The sequence below is a fragment of the Kitasatospora sp. NPDC032150 genome, assembly GCF_055579945.1.
The window spans coordinates 193,731-216,008 of record NZ_JBVIMH010000007.1 but is presented as its reverse complement, the minus strand read 5'-3'; the positions used below and the strand labels follow the sequence as shown (position 1 = coordinate 216,008).

The window sequence follows — 22,278 nt, the reverse complement described above, 5'->3', positions numbered from 1 at the left end:
GTGGTAGGCATGACCCCCGGAAGGCGTGGGAGGAGCAGCCGGCGTGGAGTGGTTCGCGGCACCCGAGTACTGGCTCGGGCGGCTGGTCTTCCAACGGCTGGTCGCCGCCCTCTACTTGATCGGCTTCCTGGCCGCCGTCAGCCAGTTCCGCGCGCTGATCGGCGAGCGGGGCATGCTGCCGGTACCGCGCTTCACCGCCCGGATCCCGATGGACCGTTCACCCAGCCTGTTCCATCTCCACTACTCCGACCGCACGTTCGCCGCCGTCTGCTGGGGCGGTGCCGCGCTCGCCGCGGCCGTCCTGGCCGGCGCCGCCGACGTGGTCCCGCTCGGCGCGGCGATGGCCGGCTGGCTGTTGCTCTGGGTGCTCTATCTGTCGATCGTCAACGTCGGGCAGACCTGGTACGCCTTCGGCTGGGAGTCGCTGCTGCTGGAGTCCGGCTTCCTGGCGGCCTTCCTCGGAAACGCCCGCGTCGCGTCCCCGGTACCCGTCCTGTGGCTGCTGCGCTGGCTGCTGTTCCGGGTCGAGTTCGGGGCCGGGCTGATCAAGGTGCGCGGCGACCAGTGCTGGCGCGACCTGACCTGCCTGAAGTACCACCACGAGACACAGCCGATGCCGGGACCGCTCAGCTGGTTCTTCCACCACCTGCCCGGGCCGCTGCACAAGGCCGAGGTGGCGGCCAACCACTTCGTCCAACTCGTCGTCCCCGTCTGCCTCTTCCTGCCCCAGCCGATCGCCGGCGCCGCGGCCCTGCTGATCACGGTCACCCAGCTGTGGCTGATCGCCTCCGGCAACTTCGCCTGGCTCAACTGGCTGACCATCGCCCTCGCGCTCTCCGCCGTCGACACCTCCACGATCGCCCGGCTGCTGCCGGTACCCACGCCGCCCGCGCCGCACCCCGCCCCGCTCTGGTTCCAACTCCTGGTGCTCGCCCTGACGGCGCTCTTCGCCGGCCTCAGCTACTGGCCGGCCCGCAACCTGGTGTCCCGCCGCCAGCTGATGAACCGCTCATACAACCGGTTCCATCTCGTCAACGCCTACGGGGCCTTCGGCTCGATCAACCGGATCCGCTTCGAGGTGGTGGTCCAGGGCACCAGTGCACCGGAGCTAGGACCCGGCGTGAAGTGGAGCGAGTACGCCTTCAAGGGCAAACCGGGTGAGCTGCGGCGCCTGCCACACCAGTTCGCGCCGTACCACCTTCGGCTGGACTGGCTGATGTGGTTCGCCGCGATCTCGCCCGTGTACGGGCGGCCCTGGTTCGCCGCCTTCATCGCCCGGCTGCTGGTCAACGACCCCGACACCCTCCGGCTGCTGCGGCGCAACCCGTTCCCGGACGAACCCCCGCGCTATGTACGCGCGCTGCTCTACCGCTACCGGTTCACCGACTGGCGCACACTGCGCACCACCGGCGCGTGGTGGGAGCGCACGCCGGTCCGCGAGTACTTTCCTCCCGTGACCTACCGCGATCTGGCATTCCTGGTTCCGCACACGACGGACCCGACCCGGCGCCGGCCGGCGCCGGGGGAGCCGTGAGACCACGAGGCCCCGCGGGCCGTACAGCCGGTCGGACCAAGCCTGCGAGGCCCAAATCCGCGGCCGCGGCCGACTCCGTGCGCCAACGGGGTGTGTCGCCTCAGGTCCCAGCGGGCCGGGTGCGTGCATGCCTCGAACGCCCACCCGTATCCTGGTCGCCCGCGCCGGGCACCGCACTCCCACCGCCCGTACCGCCGGACGATGCCCGTCCCGTCCCGTCCCTGACTGCCCTGCCACGAACCGGACATCACCATGACTGTGCGTTACCAGAGCGACACCGAGCCCGCGCCGGCGGACGACCCGGCGGCCACCACCGACACCGAGGCCCGGCCGGGGCCGCGCGAGGCCATCGGCAGGTACGCCGAACTCGGCGGCTTCACCCTGAACGCCGACACCCACCCCTGGTACGCGGCCGGCGATGCCATCGGCACCCCCGAGGACGCCCGCGCCGCCTCCACCGTCCTCGCCGAGCTGCGCAGCCGGGACGTGCCGGCCGTCCGAGCCGCCGTCACCGAGCTGGTCGCCCCCGGTGGCCTGGACGAGCCCGACAGCGTGATCGCCCTCGGCCTGGTCGTCGACATCCTGCGGCGGGTACAGGGCACCTCGGCCAAGCTCAGGCCCGAGGCGTACGCCGCCGACCTGGCGGCGCTCACGGCCGCGACCGCGGGCTCCCGCTGGCGCAAGGAACAGGGCGTCAAGCTCTCCTGGGGTCGGCGTCGGGCCCTGCGCGCCGAGGCCAGGCAGCTGGCCGCGGGCGGCCGCACCCGGCGGGCCGACCTGCACGAGGCGCTGGCCGCGGCGGCGGCCGAGTGCGCCGACTGGACGGCCCTCGCGGGCGCCGCGCCCGCCGCAGGTCGGAAGGTGCGACCGGTCGTGCCGGCCGACGCGACCCGCTTCACCGAGGCCGCGCAGGCGGTGGAGGCGCTCACCGACGCGGTCCGCGCGCTCGGCCGGCTGCTGCCCGGACGCGATCTGGAGAAGGCTCCGCTGGGAGAGCTGGCCGACCTCATCGACCGTCTGGCCACCGACGAGGGCACCCTCCACCGGCTGCCGACGCTGCGCGCGCTCCGCGTCGAGCTGGACGAGGCCGGGCTCGCCGACCTCTTCGAGGAGCTGGCGGAACGCCAGGCCGACCGCGAGGCCGCCATCGCCGCCTACGACCGCCGAACCGACGCGGCCGACACCGCCGACGGTGGCGTCGAGGCGGCGCGTCAGGCGCTCGCGGCCGGTCCGCGCACGGAGGCCGACCCCGGTGCGGAGCTGACGCCGGCCGCTCCGGAGGCGCCGGCTGCCGAGCTGGTGGAGATTCCGGCGGCGCGGCCGGAGACCGTGATCGAGGCGGAAGCGGTCGAGGCTGCGCCCGAGACCCAGGCCGAGGCTGAGGTCGAGGCGGCGGCAGAGGTTCGGACGGAGACCGAACGGGTTGAGGTCGTGGCCGAGGAGGCCGCAGAGACCGAGGCCGTGGTCGAGGTCGTAGCCGCTGCGGAGCCGGCCGAGGCCGTCGCGGGGGCCGGGACTGAGCCCGGGAGCGAAACCGAGGTGGCGGCGGAGGCCGTGGCACCCGAACCGGAGCCCGTGGCCGAGGTTGAGGGCGAGTCCGGATCCGAGGACGTCGCGGAGGCCGAGGTCGAGCCGGTCGCGGAGGTCGAGGTCGAGGCGGAGCACCGGCCCGAGGCCGTGGGCGAGCCCGAGGCGGAGCCGGCCGTCGAGGCCGAAGCGGTGGTGGAGCCCGAGCCCACGCCCGAGCCCGCGCCGGAACCGTCGGCTGCGCTCGCCTCCGCTCCCGTCACCGAGGCCGGGGAGCCCGTGACCGAGGCCGCGACCAAGCCCGAGCCCGCCCCCGAGTCGGACCGTCCCAAGCGTGTCCGCCGCCCGCGGAAGCCCTCGCTCACCGCGGGTCAGCCGATCACCGCCTACTCGTCCACCGAACTGCGTTCCCTGGTCCGCTGGATCGACAGCGACGGTGTCGAGCGCACCGACGACGAGCTTCTCCGCGCGGCCATGAAGGAGCTCGGCTTCACCCGTCTCGGCCCCCGGATCAAGGAGGCGCTCGGCGCGGCCGTCGCCGAAGCCCGCGGCTGACGCCCGGACGACCGCCGCAGGGGCGGCCGGTTCACCGCTCACCGAGCGATGGAACCGGCCGCCCCTCGTGCTGCACCCGTGCGCCGGCCCTGAGCCGCGCGGCGAGGGCCGGGACGTCGACCGACCCCGGTGGTGTCCACAGGGTGTCGGCGGAGGCCGCACCGAGGGCCCGGCTCCACTCGCGGGCATCGCAGTCCGCGGGGCGCATCGGGGCGATGGCGTCGGCCAAGGTCTCCTTGACGGAGTCCTTGCTGAACAGCGGGTGCCCCAACTCCCGTGACAGCGCCCGGGCGAGCGTGGTCTTGCCCGCGCCGGGCAGTCCGTTGACCAGTACCGTGAGCATGATCGGACCATGGCGCAAGGGGCCGCGGCCCTCTGGTCGCGGCCCCTCAACCGGCTTCGGGTCAGGAGACGTTGAGCGAGGTGTCGTCGATGACGAAGCTGGTCTGCAGCGAGGAGTCCTCGGTGCCGGTGAACTTGATGGTCACCGACTTTCCGGCGAACGAGGACAGGTCGAAGGTCTTCTGGACGTAGCCGGAGGCCGCGTTGGTGTTGGAGTAGCTGGCCAGCGTGGTCGAGTTGGCCTGGACGGTCAGCTTGTCGTACGCGGTGCTGCCGGTCTCGGCGGTGTCGATGTGCAGCCAGAAGCCGAGGGTGGCCTTGCAGCCCGCCGGGATGTTCACGGTCTGCGAGAGGGTGTCGGTGTGGGTGGAGCCGTAGCCGTCCAGCCAGGCCTTCCAGCTGCCGGAGCGGGCGGGCTCACTGCTGGAGTTGTCGATGACACCGGCGGTGGCGGTCCAGGGCGAGGCACTGCCGGTCTCGAAGCCGGAGTTGCCGAGCAGCTGGGCGCCGGTGCAGCCGCCGGAGGAGCCGGTGACCGTCCAGGTGAAGCTCGCCGAGCCGCTGGCGTTGGTGGAGTCGGTCGCGGTGACGGTCACGTTGTAGCTGCCCGCCGTGCTCGCGGTACCGGTGATCAGGCCGGTGGCGGAGTCGATGGACAGTCCGGTGGGCAGCCCACTGGCGCTGTAGCCGAGGGTCTGGCCGGGGGCCGAGTCATGCGCCGACACCTGCAGGCTGACCGAACCGCCCTGCGCCGTGGTCTGGTTGCCGGGGTTGCCGACCGTCACGGTGTTGCCACCGGTGCTGCCGCCGGAGGCGAAGGCGGCGGTGCCGTTAGGGGTGCCGAGGCCGGTCGGGCCGTCGTAGCCGGTGCCCGCCGTGCAGAGGTAGGACGGGGAGCAGCTGCCGTTGGCGCCGCTGGTCACGTCGTTGAGCGAGCCGGTGTGCGAGTACGGGTACGAGGCCGGGGCGCTGCCGGCGGCGGGGGTGCCGGCCAGGGCGTACACGCTGGCGATGATCGGGGAGGAGGCGCTGGTGCCGCCGTAGACCGCCCAGCCGCTGCCGCCGTAGGTCTGGTAGACCGCCAGGCCGGTGGCCGGGTCGGCGACCGCGGAGACGTCCGCGACGGTGCGCTTCGAGCAGCCGCTGTCGCTCTGCCAGGAGGGTTTGGGGTCGTAGGCCGAGCAGCCGGAACCCGCGCCGTTGCCGCCGGAGCTGCTGCCCCAGACGCTCTCGCTCCAGCCGCGGGTGTTGGAGGCGCGGCTGAGGCTGGTGCCGCCGACCGCGGTCACGTACTGCGAGGCCGCCGGGTACTCGACGCCGTAGCCGGAGTCGCCGGAGGAGACGGTGATGGCGACGCCGGGGTGGTTGAAGTAGCTGCTGTCGGAGCTCGGGTCGGTGGAGTCCTCCGAGCCGCCGTAGCTGTTGGAGACGTACTTCGCGCCGAGGGCGACCGCCTCGTTGACCGCCGCGCCGAGGTCGCCCATGTCGGCGCTGTTGGCCTCGACCAGCAGGATGTGGCAGTTGGGGCAGATCGCGCTGACCATGTCGACGTCGAGCGAGATCTCGCCGGCCCAGCCGGTGTCGGCGGTCGGGTAGTTGCTGCCGCCGTTCTGGTCGACCTTCTTGAAACAGCCGTTGGCGGTGGTGCAGGCGGGCAGGTTGTACTGCGAGCGGTAGGTCGCCAGGTCCGACTCGGCGTTGGGGTCGTCCTGGGCGTCGACGATGGCGACCGTGGCACCCGATCCCGCGGAGGCCGGGAGGTCGTAGGCGGAGGCGAGGTCGCTCGGGCCGTAGCCGGAGGGCGTCGCGTTCGGCGCCAGGCTCCGAACGGACTTGATGTCGGTGCGGGCCAGGGCGAGACAGGCCATCTCGCCGCGGTGGCTCGGGGCCGCGCACAGCCGCTTGGTGTGGACGGCCGGGGCCGGTGTGCTCGTGGTCGCGGTCGCACTCGGGGCGGCGAGCCCGAGCAGCCCGGTGGCGGCCATCGCCATGGCAGGCAGGGCGGCGAGAAGTCTGCGCGGTCGCGGCAGGCGCGGACCGGTGGGGGAGTGGAAGCGCAAGGGTGGACCCTCCGTGGGGGCGAGGGCGCGGCCGGCCGGCCTGGGTCGCAGCCGGGGTTCGTGCCCGTGTTGACGGTGCTCGGCATGTGCTGAGCGGCTGCGGCTGATGGCCGCGTGCCGACGTCTTCGCGCGGTACGGGAGTTGCGCTGTACGAATGCTGCGCGGTACGGGAGTCCGGAACTCCGGTGCCGGGGGCAGCCGTTGGACACACCATCCGGCGGGCCGGCGGGCAGATCGCGCACGGCTGCACCAGGATGGCGTGGCCATGACGTTACTGACGGGTTGCGGTCGGGGGCAAGGTCGGGCGCGCAGCCTTTACCGCTGCTTGTCCATCAATTGTCCAGCGGGATAGCGGAGTTGGCGCATGCCTGCGGCACGTGCCGTCGCCCCTCGGTGAAGTCGCTGGTCAGGCGGGTGGCTCGCCGATGTCCTCGGCCCAGAGCTCCGGACGGGCGGCGATGAAGTCGGTCATCAGACGGACGCACTCCGGGTCGTCCAGGAGGGTGATCCGTACGCCGTGCCGGGCCAGCCAGTCGTGGCCGCCGGTGAAGGTGCGGGACTCGCCGATCACCACCCGGCCGATCCCGAACTGCCTCACCAGGCCGGAGCAGTACCAGCAGGGCGAGAGCGTGGTGACCATCGTGGTGCGGCCGTAGTCGCGCAGTCGGCCCGCCGCGCGGAAGGCCGCGGTCTCGGCGTGCACGGACGGATCGCCGTCCTGGACCCGGCGGTTGCGGCCGCGGCCGAGCAGCTCCCCGTCCGGCCCGAACAGTGCCGCCCCGATCGGGATGCCGCCCTCGGCGAGCCCGGCCCTGGCCTCCTCGACCGCGACCGCCAGCATCTGCTGTGGATCCACTGCCGCACCTCGCCCGTGTCCGCCGCCGGTTGTGGGGTCGTCCGCTTGGACGGTATCCCAAGCGGACGGCCCGGCGGGGCGGATCGGGCGTCGAAACGGAGCGGGGGCGCGCGTTCGGGGTCCACCACCCTGCTCTGCGGCGACGGCCGCGCCGCAGCAGGTGCGCGGCGAAGTCGCGGCCGGCCGGCCCGGAGCGCCGGGTGTCACCCCCGGGACGGATCCCGGCCCCTGTCGAGCCGGCCCGTTGCTGGCGGACGACCATGAGGTCACCCGGCCACCCGGTCACCCGGTCATCCGTCAGTCCGAAGGGTGAGCGGACCGCCGTGCCGCCCGACCGGGCCGTGGGGTCAGTCCGAGCGGAAGGCACCCAGGAACAGCTTCAGCGCATCCGGGTCACCGAAGGTCTCCAACTGCTCGGGAGTGCGGCGCTGCCAGAGCAGGAGCAGCAGGTCGGAGGCGGTGCCCCGGACGGCGGCAGCGCCCTTGCCGTGCTCCTCGCGCACCTGCCAGACGCCGTCCACCGCGCGGACGGACCACTCACCGGGGCCGTCCGTGGCGTGCAGGTGCAGCCCCTCCTGGGGGAAGCCGGCCGGCGGGGTGGAGCCGAAGTGGGCCAGGAACTCGGCCACGCCGTCCACCGCCAGCTCGCGGTCGACCGGCTCGTCGCGGCCGATGGCGGCCAGCGCGTCCCAGGCGTGGACGGCGGTCTCCTGGGCCATCCGGCGCTGGATGAAGCCGGCGTCCTGGCGGTCGGACCAGGTCCAGCGGGGCAGCTCGGGGTCGAGCCGCTCCAGGGTTGCCGCGCACCGCTCGAGGGCCCCGGCGAACCAGGCGAGCAGTTCGTCCTCGGCCGGGCGCGCGGGCTCGACGTAGTCGTCGAAGCCGGCGATCTCGCCGTCGGCGATCATGGTCCAGAAGATGTACACCTCGCTGGTGTGCCAGACCAGATCGGCGACCGTCCACTCCGGGCAGCTGGGGACGGCCGAGTGGAGGTTGCCCGCGGCGGCCTCGGCCAGGCGGGCGCCGTCGCGGCGGAGTGCGTGGATGTAGTCGGTTCGGTTCACGGGACCAGACGCTATCGAACCGGTCGGAGAGGGGTCCACACTACCCTTCGGAATGTGATGCGATATCAGGAATCATAGATGACAGGAAGTTTGACATTCAGTGATGACTGAACGATAGCTGCCGCATGGGCGCACCGGCGGGCAACGCCTCGGACACCGGCCGCCCACCCGTCGGCGGCAACCCCGCCCATCCGGAGTTCTGGAGCCTGCCCGCCCAGGAGCAGGCCGCCTTCGCCCGGCTGCGCGCCCTGGGGCGCGAGCCCGTCCGGTCCGGCGGCGGGTGCCGAGGACCGGACGGCTCGGCTGCGGGCTCCCCGGCGAGGAGTGGCGGTGGACCCGCTCGGGGCAGCGGTGGACCCGCTCGGGGCGGCCGGTCCGCGCGGCTCAGGCGGGGTGGGTCCCGACCGCGTCCCGGACCTGCTCGCCCAGGCCGCCGTCGCGCCGGGCGCAGTTGGCGCAGCAGAAGAACTTGCCCGAGACCTCGACCCCGTGCCCGATGATCCGCACCTGGCAGTACTCGCAGCGGGGCGCCAGCTTCTCCATGGCGCACTCGAAGCTGTCGAACATGTAGCTGTCGCCGGTGACCGTCCGGATCTCGAAGGCCAGCCAGTAGTCGTTGTTGCACGTGTCGCAGACCGCCATGGGGAATGTCCCCTTCCCTGCCTTGGTTCGGTTCCCGGGCCGGGCCCGGCCGGGCGTTTTTGAGTCTCGGGCGGGCCCGGGGAACCGGCAATCCGCGCGCGGCCGAACGGATATCCGAACCGGTCCGCGCGCGGATAATTGGGAGCACCCCTCGCGAGGAGGCAGCCATGATCGTCAGAATCTGGGAGGCGCAGGTCACGCCGGAGCGAGCCGACGAGTTCTGTGCCAAGCTCGTCACCGAGGTGCTCTCGGGGCTGGACCGGGCCGACGGCTTCGGGGGCGCCGAGCTGATGCGGTCCGCGACCGACACCGACCACCGGGTCCTGGTGATCACCCGCTGGCGGGACGAGGCGGCGGTCCGCGCCTACGCGGGGCCGATGTGGCGGATCCGCCCGGTCTGGGCCGAGGGCGAGTTCACCTTCCTGCGGCACCCGCCGACCGTCTCCCACTTCATCCCGGTCGGACCCGACTGAGGCCGCCCGGAGGACGGCGTTGTGCGGGGACACGGAGGACGCGGGAGGAGAGGAGCGCGCCGCCCGCCCGGAGGAGCCCGGCCATCCGCCGCTCACCCGGATGTCGGCACGGATCAGTACACTCCGACGATGACTCAAGAAGGGCGGGGGAACCCTCCGGTCGAGCCGGCGGGCGAGTCGTTCGCGGGCCACTACGTGGTCTGCGGCGGGAACGCGCTCGCACACCGGCTGATCCGTGAACTCATCGAGCAGTACGACGTCCCGGTGGTGGCGGTGGTCCCGGACCTCACCCGGGACCACGGGCCCAACATCCTGCAACTGCCGGGCGTCGCGGCCGTACTGGAGCACGCCACCATCACCGGTGAGGCGCTGCGCGCGGCCCAGGTGGAGACCGCTCGCGGGATCGCCCTGGTGGACGCCTCGGACCAGGAGAACATCCACGCCGCGCTGAACGCGCAGGGCCGGAACCCCGGAATCCGGGTGGTCTTACGGATGTTCAACCAGCGGCTCGGCGAGCACATCGAGCACCTGCTGGACAACGGCTCGGCGCTCTCCGGTTCGGCCACCGCGGCACCAGCCTTCGCCGCCGGCGCGCTCGGGCGGCCCAACTCGGTGCGGGTGGGCGACCGTTACCTGTACGTCGCGTACGACGACGACATCCGCGCCAACCAGATCTGCGTGGTGGCGGACCGGATCGACCGGCAGGACCTGGAGCGGCTGCGGCTGTTGCCCGACACCGGCGGTAGGGCGGCCGAGTTCATCGCGCTGGCCCGGAGGTTCGGCGAGGAGGGCCCGATCGAACTGGGGTCGAGCGCGGGCCCCGGCGAGCGGCCGGGCGCCGGCGGGATCGCCGCACTGCAGGCGCTCACCAGCGAACCGCCGCTGGCCATCGGGTGGTTCACCAGGCTGCGCTGGGGGGTGTTGGACACCCTGCGGTTCTTCACCAGTGCCCGGCTGCGGCTGGTGCTGATCACCGCCATGGTGGCGGTGCTGGTCGGCGCGATGGTGATCTGGTACTTCAACGGAAGCCTCGCCTGGGCGCTCTACTTCACCCTGCTGGACATGGCGGGCGCCGCGCAGCCGGACCAGCCGGGCACGGCGGAGCAGGGGGCGCTCTGGCAGCGGGCGGCCCAGGTGGTCATCACCTTCTGCGGGATCACCTTCGTCCCGGTGCTCACCGCGATCGTGGTGGACGCCCTCTCCACCGGACGGCGCGGTCTGCCGAGGGCACCCGGCGCGGGCACCCGGGACCACGTCATCGTGGTCGGCCTCGGCAACGTCGGCACCCGGGTGGCGACCCTGGTCCGGGAAGCGGGGGTGCCGGTGGTCGGCATCGAGCGGGATCCGCAGGCCAGGGGTATCGCGGCGGCCCGGGCACTGGGCATACCGGTGGTGGTCGGCGAAGGCCCGCTGGAGAGCCAACTGCGGCGTGCCCGGGTCAGGTTCAGCCGGGCGGTGGTCGCGGTGACCAGCGACGACGCGACCAACCTGGAGGCGGCACTGGAGGCCCGGGCGGTCCGCCGCGAGGTGCGGATCGTGGTCCGGCTCTTCGACGACGACTTCGCCCGGAACGTCTACGCGACCCTGGGCAACGTGGCCTCCCGCTCGGTCTCCTACCTCTCCGCGCCGGCCTTCGCCGCCTCACTGATGGGTCGGGACGTACTGGGCACCCTCTCGGTCTACCGGCATGTGCTGCTGATAGCCGAGCTCGCCGCCGAGGAGGGCAACGCGCTGGCCGGCCGGAACCTGCACGACATCGAGGACCCGGGCGGGGTACGCGTGATCGCCGTACGACTGGCCAGGCGCCCCGAGGACTACCAGTGGAACTTCGCCGACCGGGCGAGGAGGCTGCTCCCCGGCGACCACATCGTGGTCGCCGCCACCCGGGCCGGCCTGGCCCGGATCAACGCCCTGGTGCCCTCTCAGACACCCCAGGAGCAGGCGGCGAACCCGTAGGGCGTGTCCGGCGGTCCCTTCCGGACGCGCGACGCCGGGGCGCGGGGAACCGCCCGGCCGCACACCACGGCGGTGCAGGGTTCCCCGCGCCCGGTCTCCTGCCACTGCCCGCGGCGGGACTACCGGTTCTGGAAGGACGGCTTGCGCTTCTCGGCGAAGGCGGCCATGCCCTCCTTCTGGTCGGCGGTGGCGAAGGCGGCGTGGAAGAGGCGGCGCTCGAAGCGGACACCCTCGGCGAGGGTGGTCTCGAAGGCCCGGTTCACGCTCTCCTTCATCATCACGGCCGCCGGGGCCGACATCGCGGCGACCTTCTCGGCGGTGGCCAGCGCCTCGGTGAGCAGGTCGGCGGCCGGGACGACCCGGGAGACCAGGCCGGCCCGTTCGGCCTCCTCGGCGTCCATCATCCGCCCGGTGAGGCAGAGTTCCATCGCCTTGGCCTTGCCGATCGCCCTGGTGAGCCGCTGCGAGCCGCCGATACCGGGGATGACGCCCAGCTTGATCTCCGGCTGGCCGAACTGCGCCGTGTCGGCGGCGAGCAGGATGTCGCAGAGCATCGCCAGCTCGCAGCCGCCGCCCAGCGCGTAGCCGGCCACGGCGGCCACCACCGGCTTGCGCAGCCGGCCGAGCTCGTCCCAGGGGCCGAGCCAGTCGTCCAGGTAGACCTCGGGGAAGCGGTTGTCCTGCATCTCCTTGATGTCGGCGCCGGCCGCGAAGGCCTTCTCCGAGCCGGTGATCACCAGACAGCCGATCTCCGGATCGCGGTCGAAGTCCTTGGCGGCCGCGACCACCTCGGTCATCAGCCGGGTGTTCAGCGCGTTCAGCGCCTTCGGCCGGTTGAGCGTGATCAGCCCGACCCGGCCCCTGCGCTCCACCAGGATCGTCTCGTACTCGGTCATCGACTCTGACTCCCACTGCTGTTCGGCGGCGTACGCCCTGACGAGGCAACAATCCCGGACCGGGGCCGCCCGGCGCCAGTCTCGCCAGGCGAGACGATGGTCACCCGAGCCCGGCGGCCAGGCCCAGACCGCCGTCCGGCTGCGGCGCGAAGAACCGGGCGACCTCGTCCGGGGTGACCTGGGGGAGTGCGGCGGGGGACCAGCGCGGGTTGCGGTCCTTGTCGACCACCTGGGCGCGGATGCCCTCGACCAGATCGTGGGTGTCGAGGGCGGCGCAGGAGACCCGGTACTCCTGCTCCAGGGTCTGGGCCAGCGTGGTGTGCGCACGGGCCCGGCGCAGCGCCGCCAGGGTCACCTTGAGCGCGGTCGGGGACTTGGCCCGGATCTGCTCGGCGGCCTCCTTGGCCTCCGCCACGCCGCAGGCGAGCAGCCGGTCCAGGATCTCCTCCACGGTGTCGGCCGCGTAGCAGGTGTCGATCCACTCCCGCTGGGCGGCGATCTCGGCGGCCGGGGCCTCGGCGGCGAAGCGGCGGACCGTCTCGGCGGCGTCGCCCGCGGCCAGCGCGCCGGTGAAGGCGGCCAGCGAGCGGGCGGGGACGAAGGTGTCCGCGAAGCCGAGCAGGATCGCGTCGCCGGGGCCCATCGAGGCGGCGGTCAGGCCGAAGTGGGTGCCGAGCTCGCCGGGGGCGTGGGCGAGCAGGTGGCTGCCGCCGACATCCGGGACCAGCCCGATCCTGGTCTCCGGCATGGCCACCTGGGAGCGTTCGGTGACCACCCGCACGCCGCCGTGCGCGGAGAGGCCGACGCCGCCGCCCATGGTGATGCCGTCCATCACCGCGACATACGGCTTGGCGTAGCGGGCTATGGCGAGGTTCAGCAGGTACTCGTCCCGGAAGAACCGCCGGGCGCGGGCGCCGCCGAGCTTGGCGTCGTCGTGCAGGGCGCGGATGTCCGCGCCGGCGCACAGCCCGCGCTCGCCCGCGCCGGTCAGCACGACGGTGGCGACGTCCTCGTCCTCGGCCCAGGCGTTCAGGGCCTCGTGGATCCGCAGCAGCATCCCGTGGGTGAGCGCGTTGAGGGCGCGCGGCCGGTTGAGCACGATCCGGGCGGCGCGGCCGTCGGTGTGCAGGGTCAGGTCGGTTGCGTCCGTCGTCATGGCTCGTCCGTCTCCTCGCTGTCCGGGCAGGATCGCTGAGCTGGCAGGATCACTGTGCGGGGTGGCTGTGCAGTGCAAGATCCACGGACACGGTACTCGGGCGTGCGTCCCGGTGCGGCCGCTTCCCGCGGTCGTCCCGCCCGCCGGCCTCGCGGGCACGACGGCGTGCCCCCGTCCGGCCGGAGCCGGGCGCCGTGCGGGGCCGTCAGCGGGCCGGGTCGGGGACGGTGAACTCGTACCCGGCGTCGATCAGGCGGGGGAGGTAGGTACGGAGGGCGGCGACGGTCTCCGAGCGGTCGGCGGGGCCGCCGATCTCGGTCCGGCCGGGTTCGAGCAGTGCACCGTCGTGGTTGAGCACGATCGCCTCGGGCCGGACCGCGCCCAGCACCCCGTCGACGATGGCCCGGGCGCCCGGCCTGGACCAGTCCCTGGGGTCGACCGACCAGGCCACCGGGTGCATTCCGAGGGACGCGCTGACGGTCATCGCGGCGCTGGTGAAGTTGCCGTAGGGCGCCCGGAACAGGATCGGGGGAGCGCCTCGGCCGACCCGGGTGATGATGTCGCTGGTGCGTTCGACCTCCTCCCGGACCTTGGCCTGGTCCAGGGTGCGGAGGTCGGGATGGGACCAGGTGTGGTTGCCCACCAGGTGCCCGGCCGCGAGCACTTGGCGCAGCACGTCCGGGTGCCGCTCGATGTTGGCGCCGATCATGAAGAACGTCGCGGTGACGTTGTACTGGTGCAGGATGGAGAGCACCTGCGGGGTGTAGGTGGGGCTCGGGCCGTCGTCGAAGGTCAGGGCCACCGCCGTGTCGCCGGCGTGGACGTGGTACTCGGGCTCCTTCGCCGTGGCGACGGGGCGGACGGCGGGGGCCGAGGGATCCGACGTGACCTTGGTGCTAGGACCGCTCTTCGCCATCGGGCCGCCCGGGGCGGCACCCGTGGCCGGAGCGGGCGCCTGGGAACCGGCGCGGTCCTCGGTCGCTCCGCAGGCGGCGAGCAGGGTCATTCCACCGGCCACCAGCAGCAGGCGTCTTGGCACATGATCCTGGTGATCGTTCATCGCCGAAGTATCAAGCGCCCCGTCACGGAAGTCCGTTCGACCCGCCCCGGTCGTCCGTGCTGTCAACCACCTGGCGCAGCACCGCCACAGGGCGGAGACCACCTGCGGCCCCGGCGCGGTCACCGGGCTCCGGGCACGTCCCCCGCGCCCGGAGCCCGCCGTGCTACGGGACGATCCGGCCGGTGACCCCGCCGAAGCCGATGCGGGTGCCGTCGGGGCCCGGGGCGGTGGCCGTGATGGTGACCTCGTCACCGTCCTCCAGGAAGGTGCGGGTGGTGCCGTCCGGGAGCAGGAGCGGGTTCTCGCCGTTCCAGGTGAGCTCGATCAGGGCGCCCCGGCTGTCGACCTCGGGGCCACTGACGGTGCCGGAGGCGAACAGGTCGCCCGGCCGCAGCGAGGCGCCGTTGACCGTCAGGTGGGCGAGCTGCTGCGCCGCCGTCCAGTACATCGTGGCGAACGGCGGCCGGGAGATCAGGTGACCGTTGAGCCGTACCTCCAGGGCGAGGTCCAGGCCCCAGGGCTCGGCCTCCCGGTCGTCCAGGTACGGGAGCGGTTCGACGTCGCGGGCCGGCGGGGCCACCCGGGCGTGCTCCAGGGCGTCGAGCGGTACCACCCACGGGGAGAGCGAGGTGGCGAAGGACTTGCCGAGGAACGGGCCGAGCGGCACGTACTCCCAGGCCTGGATGTCCCGCGCGGACCAGTCGTTCACCAGCACCACGCCGAAGACGTGCTCGCGGAACGCCTCCAGCGGGACGGACCGGCCCAGTTCGGTGCCGGCGCCGACCACGAAGCCGACCTCGGCCTCGATGTCCAGCCGCCGGGACGGCCCGAACGACGGCAGCGGGTCGGCGGGCGCCTTGCGCTGGCCGTGCGGCCGGACCACCGGCGTGCCGGAGACCACCACCGTGCCCGCACGGCCGTGGTAACCGATCGGCAGGTGCTTCCAGTTGGGGGTGAGCGGCTCGGAACCGGGGCGGAAGATCCGGCCGAGGTTGCTCGCGTGGTGCTCGGAGGCGTAGAAGTCGACGTAGTCGGCGACCTCGAACGGCAGGTGCAGTTCGACCCCGTCGCGCTCCAGCAGGCAGGGGCTGAGCGCGGGGCGGTACGACTCGTCGCCGAGCCAGCGGGTCAGTGCGGCACGGACCTGGGTCCAGACCGGACGGCCCGCCGCGAGCAGCGGGTTGAGCGAGTCGGCGTCCAGCAGCGCCGAGGGCTCGCCCACGGCGCGGGCGGCGGCACCCAGGTCCAGTACGAACTCGCCGATGGCGACGCCGATCCGGCGCCGGCCCGGTTGGTCGGGCGCCGTGAAGACGCCGTACGGCAGGTTGGCCGGGCCGAACGGCGAGTCCTGCGGGACGGCGAGCCAGGTGGTGGTCAACGGTTCTCCAAAGGGGTTTCCAGCAAGCCGAGTTCGGCCAGGTCCGCGAGCGGCTCGACGATGCTGCAGGTGCCGAAGGCGGTGAACGAACCACGGATCCGGGCGATCTGAACAACCGTCAGGTCGGTGGCCGTGGCGGCGAGTGCTTTGCCCGAGCGTTCCGCGAGCAACTCGCCGGCCCGCTCCGGCTCCCCGGCCGCCAGCAGCACGTTCAGGAAGCCGTGGTGCTCGAAGCCGGTGGCCGGATCGGTGTGCCGGACGGCGTTGTGCAGCCCTGCCGTGCACTTGTACGGCAGCTCCCGCTCGGCGCAGCCGGTGATGAAGGCCGCCAGCTCCGCCTCGGTGGGGAACGCCGCGGAGCTCAGCCCGCCGGTGCGGAACTTCGCCCGGTACGGCGTCCCGGCCAGCGCGTCCAGCGACCGCGCCAGGCCGCCGCCGTCGCGCGGGATCTCGACCGCCGCCGTGACCCCCTCGGGCAGCTGCCCGTCGAGAGCGGCCACCACCTCCCGGACGGGGGTGGTCGCCGCCACCTCGACCGACACCAGGTCCACCCCCGAGGAGCAGGCCGCCAGGGCCGGCCCGAGCTGGGCGACCCCGCCCGGCAGCACCAGTACGACCGGCACCCCGGACAGGTCCAGCGCGGTCAACTCGGCCAGCCGGCCCGCTCCGCAGAGGAACGGGCCGACCGCCCCGGCGTACCACGCGGCCCGGTGCGCCCGGTGGGCGGGCACCGCCTCGGGCAGCGGCAGGTCCCCCGGGGGGAAGACCGCCGCGTCGTCGAACAGCCCCTGGAACAGTGCGGGAACGGCGGTCACCGGGCCGGCCCCCGTCCGCCCGACCAGGTCCAGGCGTAGCCCGGGTCCTCGCTCGCGGTGGCGCCCTCGCCCAGCTCCAGCGGGCGGAAGGTGTCCACCATCACCGCGAGTTCGTCGAAGAACTCCGCGCCGATGCTGCGCTCGTACGCGCCCGGCTGCGGTCCGTGGGTGTGCCCGCCGGGGTGCAGTGAGATCGAGCCCTGCCCGATCCCCGATCCCTTGCGGGCCTCGTAGTCGCCGCCGCAGTAGAACATGACCTCGTCGCTGTCCACGTTGGAGTGGTAGTACGGCACCGGGATGGACAGCGGGTGGTAGTCCACCTTGCGCGGTACGAAGTTGCAGATCACGAAGTTGTTGCCCTCGAAGACCTGGTGGGCCGGCGGCGGCTGGTGGATCCGCCCGGTGATCGGCTCGTAGTCGCCGACGTTGAACGCGTACGGGTAGAGGCAGCCGTCCCAGCCCACCACGTCGAACGGGTGGTGCGGCAGCACGTACCGGGTGCCGCCCACCCCGTTCGGGCCGCGGTGCTTGACCAGCACCTCCACGTCCGTCCCCTCGACCAGCAACGGGCCGACGGGACCGCGCAGGTCGCGCTCGCAGTACGGCGCGTGCTCGAGGAGCTGGCCGTACTTGGAGAGGAAGCGCCGGGCCGGGGTGATGTGGCTGTTGGCCTCGATGCAGTACGCCCGCAGCGGGCCGTCGCCCGTCGGCACCCAGCGGTGGGTGGTGGCCCGAGGGATGATCACGTAGTCGCCCTGGCCGACCTTCAGCGAGCCGAAGACCGTCTCCACCGTGGCCGTGCCCGACTCCACGTAGACGCACTCGTCGCCGAGCCCGTTGCGGTAGAGCGCGCTCGGCGCGCCGGCGGCCACGTACCCGATCCGCACGTCGCCGTTGCCGAGGACCAGGCGGCGCCCGGTGACGGCGTCGGCGTTCTTCCACTCCTCACCCGGGAACAGCTCGTGCAGCTTCAGGTGCCGGGGTTTGAGCGGCAGGTTCGGGGTGGTGGCGAGGTCGGGCAGCTCCCAGGGGACGGCGTCCACCATCGCCGAGGGGATGCCCTTGTGGTAGAGCAGCGAGGAGTCCGAGAAGAACCCCTCCTCGCCCATCAACTCCTCGTAGTACAGCCCGCCGTCGGGGGTGCGGTGCTGGGTGTGCCGCTTGCGCGGGATGTTGCCCAGCTGCCGGTAGTGCGCCATGGTCGGATCTCCCTCGGGTGCCGCGGCTCAGAGGTTGCCGCGCTTGTCCTGCTCACGCTCCAGGGACTCGAAGAGCGCCTTGAAGTTGCCCTTCCCGAAGCCCAGCGATCCATGCCGCTCGATGAACTCGAAGAACACCGTCGGTCGGTCGCCCTGCGGCTTGGTGAAGATCTGCAGCAGGTAGCCGTCCTCGTCGCGGTCGACCAGGATGTGGCGCTTCTTGAGCTCCTCGACCGGGACCCGCACCTTGCCGATCCGGGCGCGCAGCTCCGGGTCGTCGTAGTAGGAGTCGGGGGTGGAGAGGAACTCCACGCCGTTGGCGCGCAGCACGTCCACCGTGGTCAGGATGTCGTTGGTGGCGAGCGCCAGGTGCTGGCAGCCGGGGCCGCCGTAGAACTCCAGGTACTCGTCGATCTGCGACTTCTTCTTGGCGATGGCGGGCTCGTTCAGCGGGAACTTCACCCGGTGGTTGCCGCTGGCGACCACCTTGCTCATCAGGGCGGAGTACTCGGTGGCGATGTCGTCGCCGACGAACTCGGCCATGTTCACGAAGCCCATGACCCGGTTGTAGAAGGCGACCCACTCGTCCATCCTGCCGAGTTCGACGTTGCCGACCGCGTGGTCCAGCGCCTGGAACAGTCGGCGGGGGGCGCCCTCGGGGCGGGTCACCCTGGTCTCGGCGGCGACGTAGCCCGGCAGGTAGGGGCCGTGGTACTGGGACCGGTCGATCAGGGTGTGCCGGGTCTCGCCGTAGGTGGCGATGGCGGCGCGCCGGACGGTGCCGTGCTCGTCGGAGACGTTGTTCGGCTCCTCCAGGATCTTCGCGCCCTGGGCCCGGGCGTGCTCGATGCACTTGTCGACGTCCGGCACCTCCAGCGCCAGGTCGACCACGCCGTCGCCGTGCCGGCGGTGGTGGTCCAGCAGCGGGCTGTCCGGGGCGACCCCGCCCTCGATCACGAAGCGGCACGAGCCGGAGCGCAGCACGAACGACTTGCGGTCCCGGCGGCCGGTCTCCGGGCCGGAGTAGGCGACCAGGTCCATGCCGAAGACGGCCTGGTAGTAGTGGGCCGTCTGGGTGGCGTTGCCGACCACGAAGACGATCGCGTCCTGCGCGATGACCGGGAACGGGTCGCCGGCCGGGTCGTGCTCGACCAGCCCCACCAGGCGGCGCAGCTGCTCCGCGTCGAGGCCCGCGTCCAGTTCCTCGGGAGTGAGTTCAACGGCGTCGGCGGTCATCGGTGTTCCTCCACGTTGAGGCTTCCGCAGGTCGGGGGAGTGGGTGCCTGCGGTTGTGCGCAGAGCTTGCTCCCGCCCGGGCCGGTGGGCAACAGTGGGATTTCCGGCTGATCAATCTGTGCAAGATGAGTAGGGGATCGCGTACCTCACTGGGCAGATTGCCCAGTGGATCGGCTGAGCCTTGCCCTCCGCTACCGGCGTGCGATAACGGCTCCCCGGCCCCTTTCCACGGTACGGCGGTGGGCGGGGGAGTGCTCTCAGCCATCGGGGCCGGAGCCGGAGCCGGCGGGGCCGCCGGGATTCTGAGGAACCTCATAGGATGCGGGCCTGGCCCGGCGTGGTGATGCACCGTCAGAATTGAGCGCAGCACGTCAAGCGATGCCGCCGGCCGCAGGCGAGCGGTACGTCACGCAGTGCGTTCATGCGCGCCGGTACCGGAGTGGGGCCGATGCCGGGTCCGTCCGATGCCCGTGCCGGTCGTCCGGTCGGCCGCCGACCGAGGAGAACTCGATGTCCTTCGATCCCCGTGCCCTGGCCGACCGTGCCAGGCCGCACGCCCTGGCGCTGTTCCGCGTCGTCATCGCCCTGCTCTTCACCTGTCACGGCGCCGCGAGCCTCTTCGGAGTGCTGGGCGGTGCGCACGGCAGGACCGTCCCGGTCGGCCAGTGGCCGGGCTGGTGGGCCGCGCTGATCCAGCTGGTCGGCGGGGTGCTGGTGCTGCTGGGGCTCGGTACCCGGCCCGCGGCGCTGCTCTGCTCGGGTTCCATGGCGTACGCCTACTTCAGCGTGCACCAGGAGCATGCGTTGTGGCCGATCGAGAACGGCGGTGAACCGGCGGTGCTGTTCTGCTGGGCCTTCCTGGCCATCGCCGTGACCGGCCCCGGCAGCCTCGCCGTGGACCACCTCCGCCCGCACCCGGCCGGGCGCCCGGTGGGAGCCGCCGTGCCGGTGGACTGAGCGGATGACGAGCGCGGCCGGTCCCCGGGTCCTGCGGTGACTCGGGGACCGGCCGTGGCCGTGGGCCTCCGGGCGCGGTTACGACCGCATCCGGCTACGGCTGCATCTCGTAGGTGCCGCTGAGCGCGGCGACCGTCTGCCAGACCCGCTCGGCGCGCTCGGCGTCCGCGACCGGACGGCGGACGTGGGCGAGCGCCCAGGCGGCCTGCGCCTCGGTGGTGGAGCTCTTGCCGTGCAACTCGGTGGCGTGGGCGGAGAAGTCGCGGACCAGGAAGTCGAAGATGCCGTCCAGCAGGTCGCCCCCGTGCTCGTCAAGCGCAGTGACCCCGGTCAACTCGGCCTGCTCCAGCACCAGGTGGCCGTAGACCACCAGCGCGAACAGCTGGCCGATCTCCAGCAGGAAGTCCAGGTCCTGCTGCTGGGCGGCGTCCGGCGCGTGGGTGGCGAGCAGCGTGCACAGGCCGTCCGCCTGCTCGCGGAAGCGGGCGACGTTCGGGATGTGCGCGTGCGCGTCGTAGGCGGTGCGCCAGTCGTGGAAGCGGATCGCGCCCAGGCCGCGGGCCGGGCCCTGCTGGAACAGGAAGGTGTCGTCGGCGGCGTCCAGCCGGGTCGGCACCGCCGGGTACTCGGCCGGGTTGAACAGGTAGTTGGCCATGAACTTGAGGATCAGGGCCAGGTTGACGTGGACGGTGCCCTCAAGCTTCGGCAGGCCCCGGATGTCGCGGGCGGCCTTGTCGAAGTAGGTGTCCGCCTCGAAGCCCTTGGCTGCGATGACGTCCCACATCAGGTCGATGACCTTCTCGCCCTCGGTGGTGACCTTCATCTTGGTCATCGGGTTGAACAGCAGGTACCTGCGGTCCTCGGCCGAGGCGGAACGGAAGTAGTCCACCGCGCGGTCGCTGAACAGCTTCATCGCCACCAGGCGGGTGTACGCGTCGGTCAACTCCCGGCGCACGTGCGGGAACTCGGTGACCTTCCGGCCGTACAGCACGCGGTTGTGGGCGTGGGTCACCGCCTCGTACATCGCGTGCTCGCAGATGCCGATGGAGGCCGTGCACAGGTTGAACTTGCCGACGTTGACGGTGTTCAGGGCGGCGTCGAAGGCGGCCTTGCCGGTGTGCAGGACGTCCTCGGCCCGCACCGGGTAGTTCTCCAGGCGGAACTCGCTGACGTACATCTGCGCGTTCACCACGTTCTTGACCAGGTGGTACGCCTCGTGCCGGCTGTCGGCGGCGAAGAAGACGTACCCCTCGGGTCCCTCCACGTCCGAGCGGCGGCCGAACACCGAGACCAGGCCGGCCACGTTGCCGTTGCCGATGTAGTACTTGGAGCCGGTCGCGGTGAAGCCGCCCTCGCCGTCCGGGGTGAGGATCATGTCGGTCGAGTAGATGTCGGCGCCGTGGGTGCGCTCGGAGAGACCGAAGGCCATCACGTGACCTTCCGCCAGAAGCTTCGCCGCACGCGCGCGGACGGCCTCGTTCTCGCTCTGCCAGACCGGTCCCAGGCCCAGGATGGTGACCTGCCAGGTGTACCAGTAGCCCAGGCCGTAGAAGCCGAGGATCTCGTTCAGCTCCGCGATCCGGGCAGTGTCCCAGCGCCTGGTGCCGTCCGCCGCGGACGGCGTCAGGAACTCCGCGAACAGTCCCTCCTTGGCGGCGAACTCGAGGAAGTCCCCGTACCAGGCGCGGTCGATGTAGGTGTCGATCAGCGCCTTCTTGCCGCGCGACTCGAACCAGTCCACGGTCGCGCGCAGCAGGCGGCGGGTGGTGTCGTCGAACTGCGCGGGGTCGTACGTGCGCGGGTTGAACAGCATGGTGTGAGTCCCTGGGAGTCGAGGGTTCAGTCGGTGTGGCGGTGCAGACGGTGCAGGGTGGCGAGGACGTCGTCCAGCCAGGCGAGGGTCATCCGCTCGTACTCGATGCCGCCGCGCAGCACCACGTGCTGGAGCTGCTGCTGGGCGTCGAGCGCGGACGGGTCGGGGAAGTCCCGCTGCTCGCCGGTCAGATAGCGGCCCAGCAGGGCCGCATGGATCTCCCGGTGCCGCTCGACCTCGGGGATCAGTGCCCCCGGGTCCTCGAAGGCGGCCGCACGGATCTTCACGGCCAGCTCGTGGCGGACGGTCTCCGGTTCCACCGGCTCGCGCAGCCAGGTGCCGAGCGCCGAGCGACCGGGAGCGGCGACCGAGTAGACCTTCTTGTCCGGCCGCCCGTCCTGGGTCACCGCCTCCACGGCGACCCAGCCGTCCGTCTCCATCCGCCGCAGCACCCGGTAGATCTGCTGGTGGGTGGCGGTCCAGAAGCGCCCGATCGAGCGGTCGAAACGCCTGGCCAGCTCATAGCCCGAGCCGGGCTGCTCCAGCAGCGAGACGAGGATCGCGTGCTCCAGTGCCATGCCCGCATCCTTCTATGCAACTAGTTGCATAGGCAATGGTGCCCAGCCCCGGTGAGACGCAGCTCACGAATCGGGCTGTTGCCGGGCCGCTCGGACCTTCACGTGGAAGGGCGGGTCAGGAGGCCCGTGAGGGGCGCCGATCCTTGATGGGCCAGGGCGCTGCGGGTGGCTCCGAAGGTG

General features: G+C 72.3%; 19 protein-coding genes. 5 read left to right on the top strand and 14 right to left on the bottom strand.

Annotated elements, in window-relative coordinates:
* Window positions 1–43 precede the first annotated feature (43 nt).
* Entirely contained in the window at window positions 44–1,534 is a 1,491-nt protein-coding gene (locus ACZ5ON_RS11605; RefSeq protein WP_465589254.1) for a lipase maturation factor family protein, read from the top strand.
* Window positions 1,535–1,786: 252 nt separating this feature from the next.
* The gene (locus tag ACZ5ON_RS11600; RefSeq protein WP_465589251.1) at window positions 1,787–3,616 is read left to right on the top strand and encodes a hypothetical protein; all 1,830 of its coding nucleotides are present in this window, start codon (window positions 1,787–1,789) and stop codon (window positions 3,614–3,616) included.
* A gap of 31 nt (window positions 3,617–3,647) precedes the next feature.
* On the opposite strand, the gene ACZ5ON_RS11595 is transcribed toward ACZ5ON_RS11600, so the two are convergent.
* From ACZ5ON_RS11595 to ACZ5ON_RS11575, 5 genes are all read right to left on the bottom strand, one after another.
* A complete protein-coding gene (locus tag ACZ5ON_RS11595; RefSeq protein ID WP_465589248.1) occupies window positions 3,648–3,959 on the bottom strand; it encodes a P-loop nucleotide/nucleoside kinase family protein in 312 nt (103 codons plus the stop codon).
* 61 nt (window positions 3,960–4,020) lie between these two features.
* Window positions 4,021–5,949 (bottom strand): putative Ig domain-containing protein, encoded by a 1,929-nt coding sequence (locus ACZ5ON_RS11590; protein WP_465589441.1) that lies wholly within the window; start codon window positions 5,947–5,949, stop codon window positions 4,021–4,023.
* A 476-nt stretch (window positions 5,950–6,425) separates the two neighbouring features.
* Window positions 6,426–6,860, bottom strand: coding sequence for a nucleoside deaminase (locus ACZ5ON_RS11585; RefSeq protein WP_465589438.1), 435 nt, complete (start codon window positions 6,858–6,860; stop codon window positions 6,426–6,428).
* Window positions 6,861–7,222: 362 nt separating this feature from the next.
* Entirely contained in the window at window positions 7,223–7,939 is a 717-nt protein-coding gene (locus ACZ5ON_RS11580; RefSeq protein WP_465589244.1) for a maleylpyruvate isomerase family mycothiol-dependent enzyme, read from the bottom strand.
* Window positions 7,940–8,323: 384 nt separating this feature from the next.
* Window positions 8,324–8,581 carry a Prokaryotic metallothionein gene (locus ACZ5ON_RS11575; protein ID WP_465589241.1) on the bottom strand — a complete coding sequence of 86 codons (258 nt, stop codon included), beginning with the start codon at window positions 8,579–8,581 and terminating at the stop codon, window positions 8,324–8,326.
* A gap of 167 nt (window positions 8,582–8,748) precedes the next feature.
* On the opposite strand from ACZ5ON_RS11575, the gene ACZ5ON_RS11570 reads away from it, so the two are divergent.
* Together ACZ5ON_RS11570 and ACZ5ON_RS11565 are read left to right on the top strand one after the other, a co-directional pair.
* Window positions 8,749–9,054 (top strand): antibiotic biosynthesis monooxygenase family protein, encoded by a 306-nt coding sequence (locus ACZ5ON_RS11570; RefSeq protein WP_465589236.1) that lies wholly within the window; start codon window positions 8,749–8,751, stop codon window positions 9,052–9,054.
* Window positions 9,055–9,183: 129 nt separating this feature from the next.
* Window positions 9,184–11,010: an NAD-binding protein gene (locus ACZ5ON_RS11565; RefSeq protein ID WP_465589233.1), complete on the top strand. Its 1,827-nt coding sequence runs from the start codon at window positions 9,184–9,186 to the stop codon at window positions 11,008–11,010.
* A 119-nt stretch (window positions 11,011–11,129) separates the two neighbouring features.
* Here the strand turns inward: ACZ5ON_RS11565 and ACZ5ON_RS11560 are convergent, their stop codons facing one another.
* The 7 genes from ACZ5ON_RS11560 to hppD all read right to left on the bottom strand — a co-directional run bounded on the left by ACZ5ON_RS11560 (window position 11,130) and on the right by hppD (window position 18,750).
* Window positions 11,130–11,906: an enoyl-CoA hydratase gene (locus ACZ5ON_RS11560; RefSeq protein ID WP_465589230.1), complete on the bottom strand. Its 777-nt coding sequence runs from the start codon at window positions 11,904–11,906 to the stop codon at window positions 11,130–11,132.
* 100 nt (window positions 11,907–12,006) lie between these two features.
* The gene (locus ACZ5ON_RS11555; RefSeq protein ID WP_465589227.1) at window positions 12,007–13,062 is read right to left on the bottom strand and encodes an enoyl-CoA hydratase/isomerase family protein; all 1,056 of its coding nucleotides are present in this window, start codon (window positions 13,060–13,062) and stop codon (window positions 12,007–12,009) included.
* Window positions 13,063–13,267: 205 nt separating this feature from the next.
* On the bottom strand, window positions 13,268–14,122 hold the full coding sequence (locus ACZ5ON_RS11550; RefSeq protein WP_465589224.1) for a polysaccharide deacetylase family protein: 855 nt from the start codon (window positions 14,120–14,122) through the stop codon (window positions 13,268–13,270).
* A gap of 163 nt (window positions 14,123–14,285) precedes the next feature.
* Window positions 14,286–15,500: a fumarylacetoacetase gene (fahA, locus tag ACZ5ON_RS11545; RefSeq protein ID WP_465589221.1), complete on the bottom strand. Its 1,215-nt coding sequence runs from the start codon at window positions 15,498–15,500 to the stop codon at window positions 14,286–14,288.
* Window positions 15,497–16,315: a hypothetical protein gene (locus ACZ5ON_RS11540; RefSeq protein WP_465589218.1), complete on the bottom strand. Its 819-nt coding sequence runs from the start codon at window positions 16,313–16,315 to the stop codon at window positions 15,497–15,499. Before ACZ5ON_RS11540 ends, fahA begins: the two co-directional genes overlap by 4 nt.
* Complete coding sequence (locus ACZ5ON_RS11535) at window positions 16,312–17,514, bottom strand: cupin domain-containing protein (RefSeq protein WP_465589213.1); 1,203 nt, start codon at window positions 17,512–17,514, stop codon at window positions 16,312–16,314. The genes ACZ5ON_RS11540 and ACZ5ON_RS11535 overlap by 4 nt, the downstream gene beginning before the upstream one ends.
* Before the next feature lie 27 nt (window positions 17,515–17,541).
* Complete coding sequence (hppD, locus tag ACZ5ON_RS11530; protein WP_465589210.1) at window positions 17,542–18,750, bottom strand: 4-hydroxyphenylpyruvate dioxygenase; 1,209 nt, start codon at window positions 18,748–18,750, stop codon at window positions 17,542–17,544.
* Window positions 18,751–19,260: 510 nt separating this feature from the next.
* On the opposite strand from hppD, the gene ACZ5ON_RS11525 reads away from it, so the two are divergent.
* The gene (locus ACZ5ON_RS11525) at window positions 19,261–19,707 is read left to right on the top strand and encodes a DoxX family protein (protein WP_465589207.1); all 447 of its coding nucleotides are present in this window, start codon (window positions 19,261–19,263) and stop codon (window positions 19,705–19,707) included.
* A gap of 94 nt (window positions 19,708–19,801) precedes the next feature.
* On the opposite strand, the gene ACZ5ON_RS11520 is transcribed toward ACZ5ON_RS11525, so the two are convergent.
* Both ACZ5ON_RS11520 and ACZ5ON_RS11515 read right to left on the bottom strand, forming a co-directional pair.
* Window positions 19,802–21,520: an acyl-CoA dehydrogenase gene (locus tag ACZ5ON_RS11520; protein ID WP_465589204.1), complete on the bottom strand. Its 1,719-nt coding sequence runs from the start codon at window positions 21,518–21,520 to the stop codon at window positions 19,802–19,804.
* A 26-nt stretch (window positions 21,521–21,546) separates the two neighbouring features.
* On the bottom strand, window positions 21,547–22,098 hold the full coding sequence (locus ACZ5ON_RS11515) for a PadR family transcriptional regulator (protein ID WP_465589201.1): 552 nt from the start codon (window positions 22,096–22,098) through the stop codon (window positions 21,547–21,549).
* Window positions 22,099–22,278: the final 180 nt, after the last annotated feature.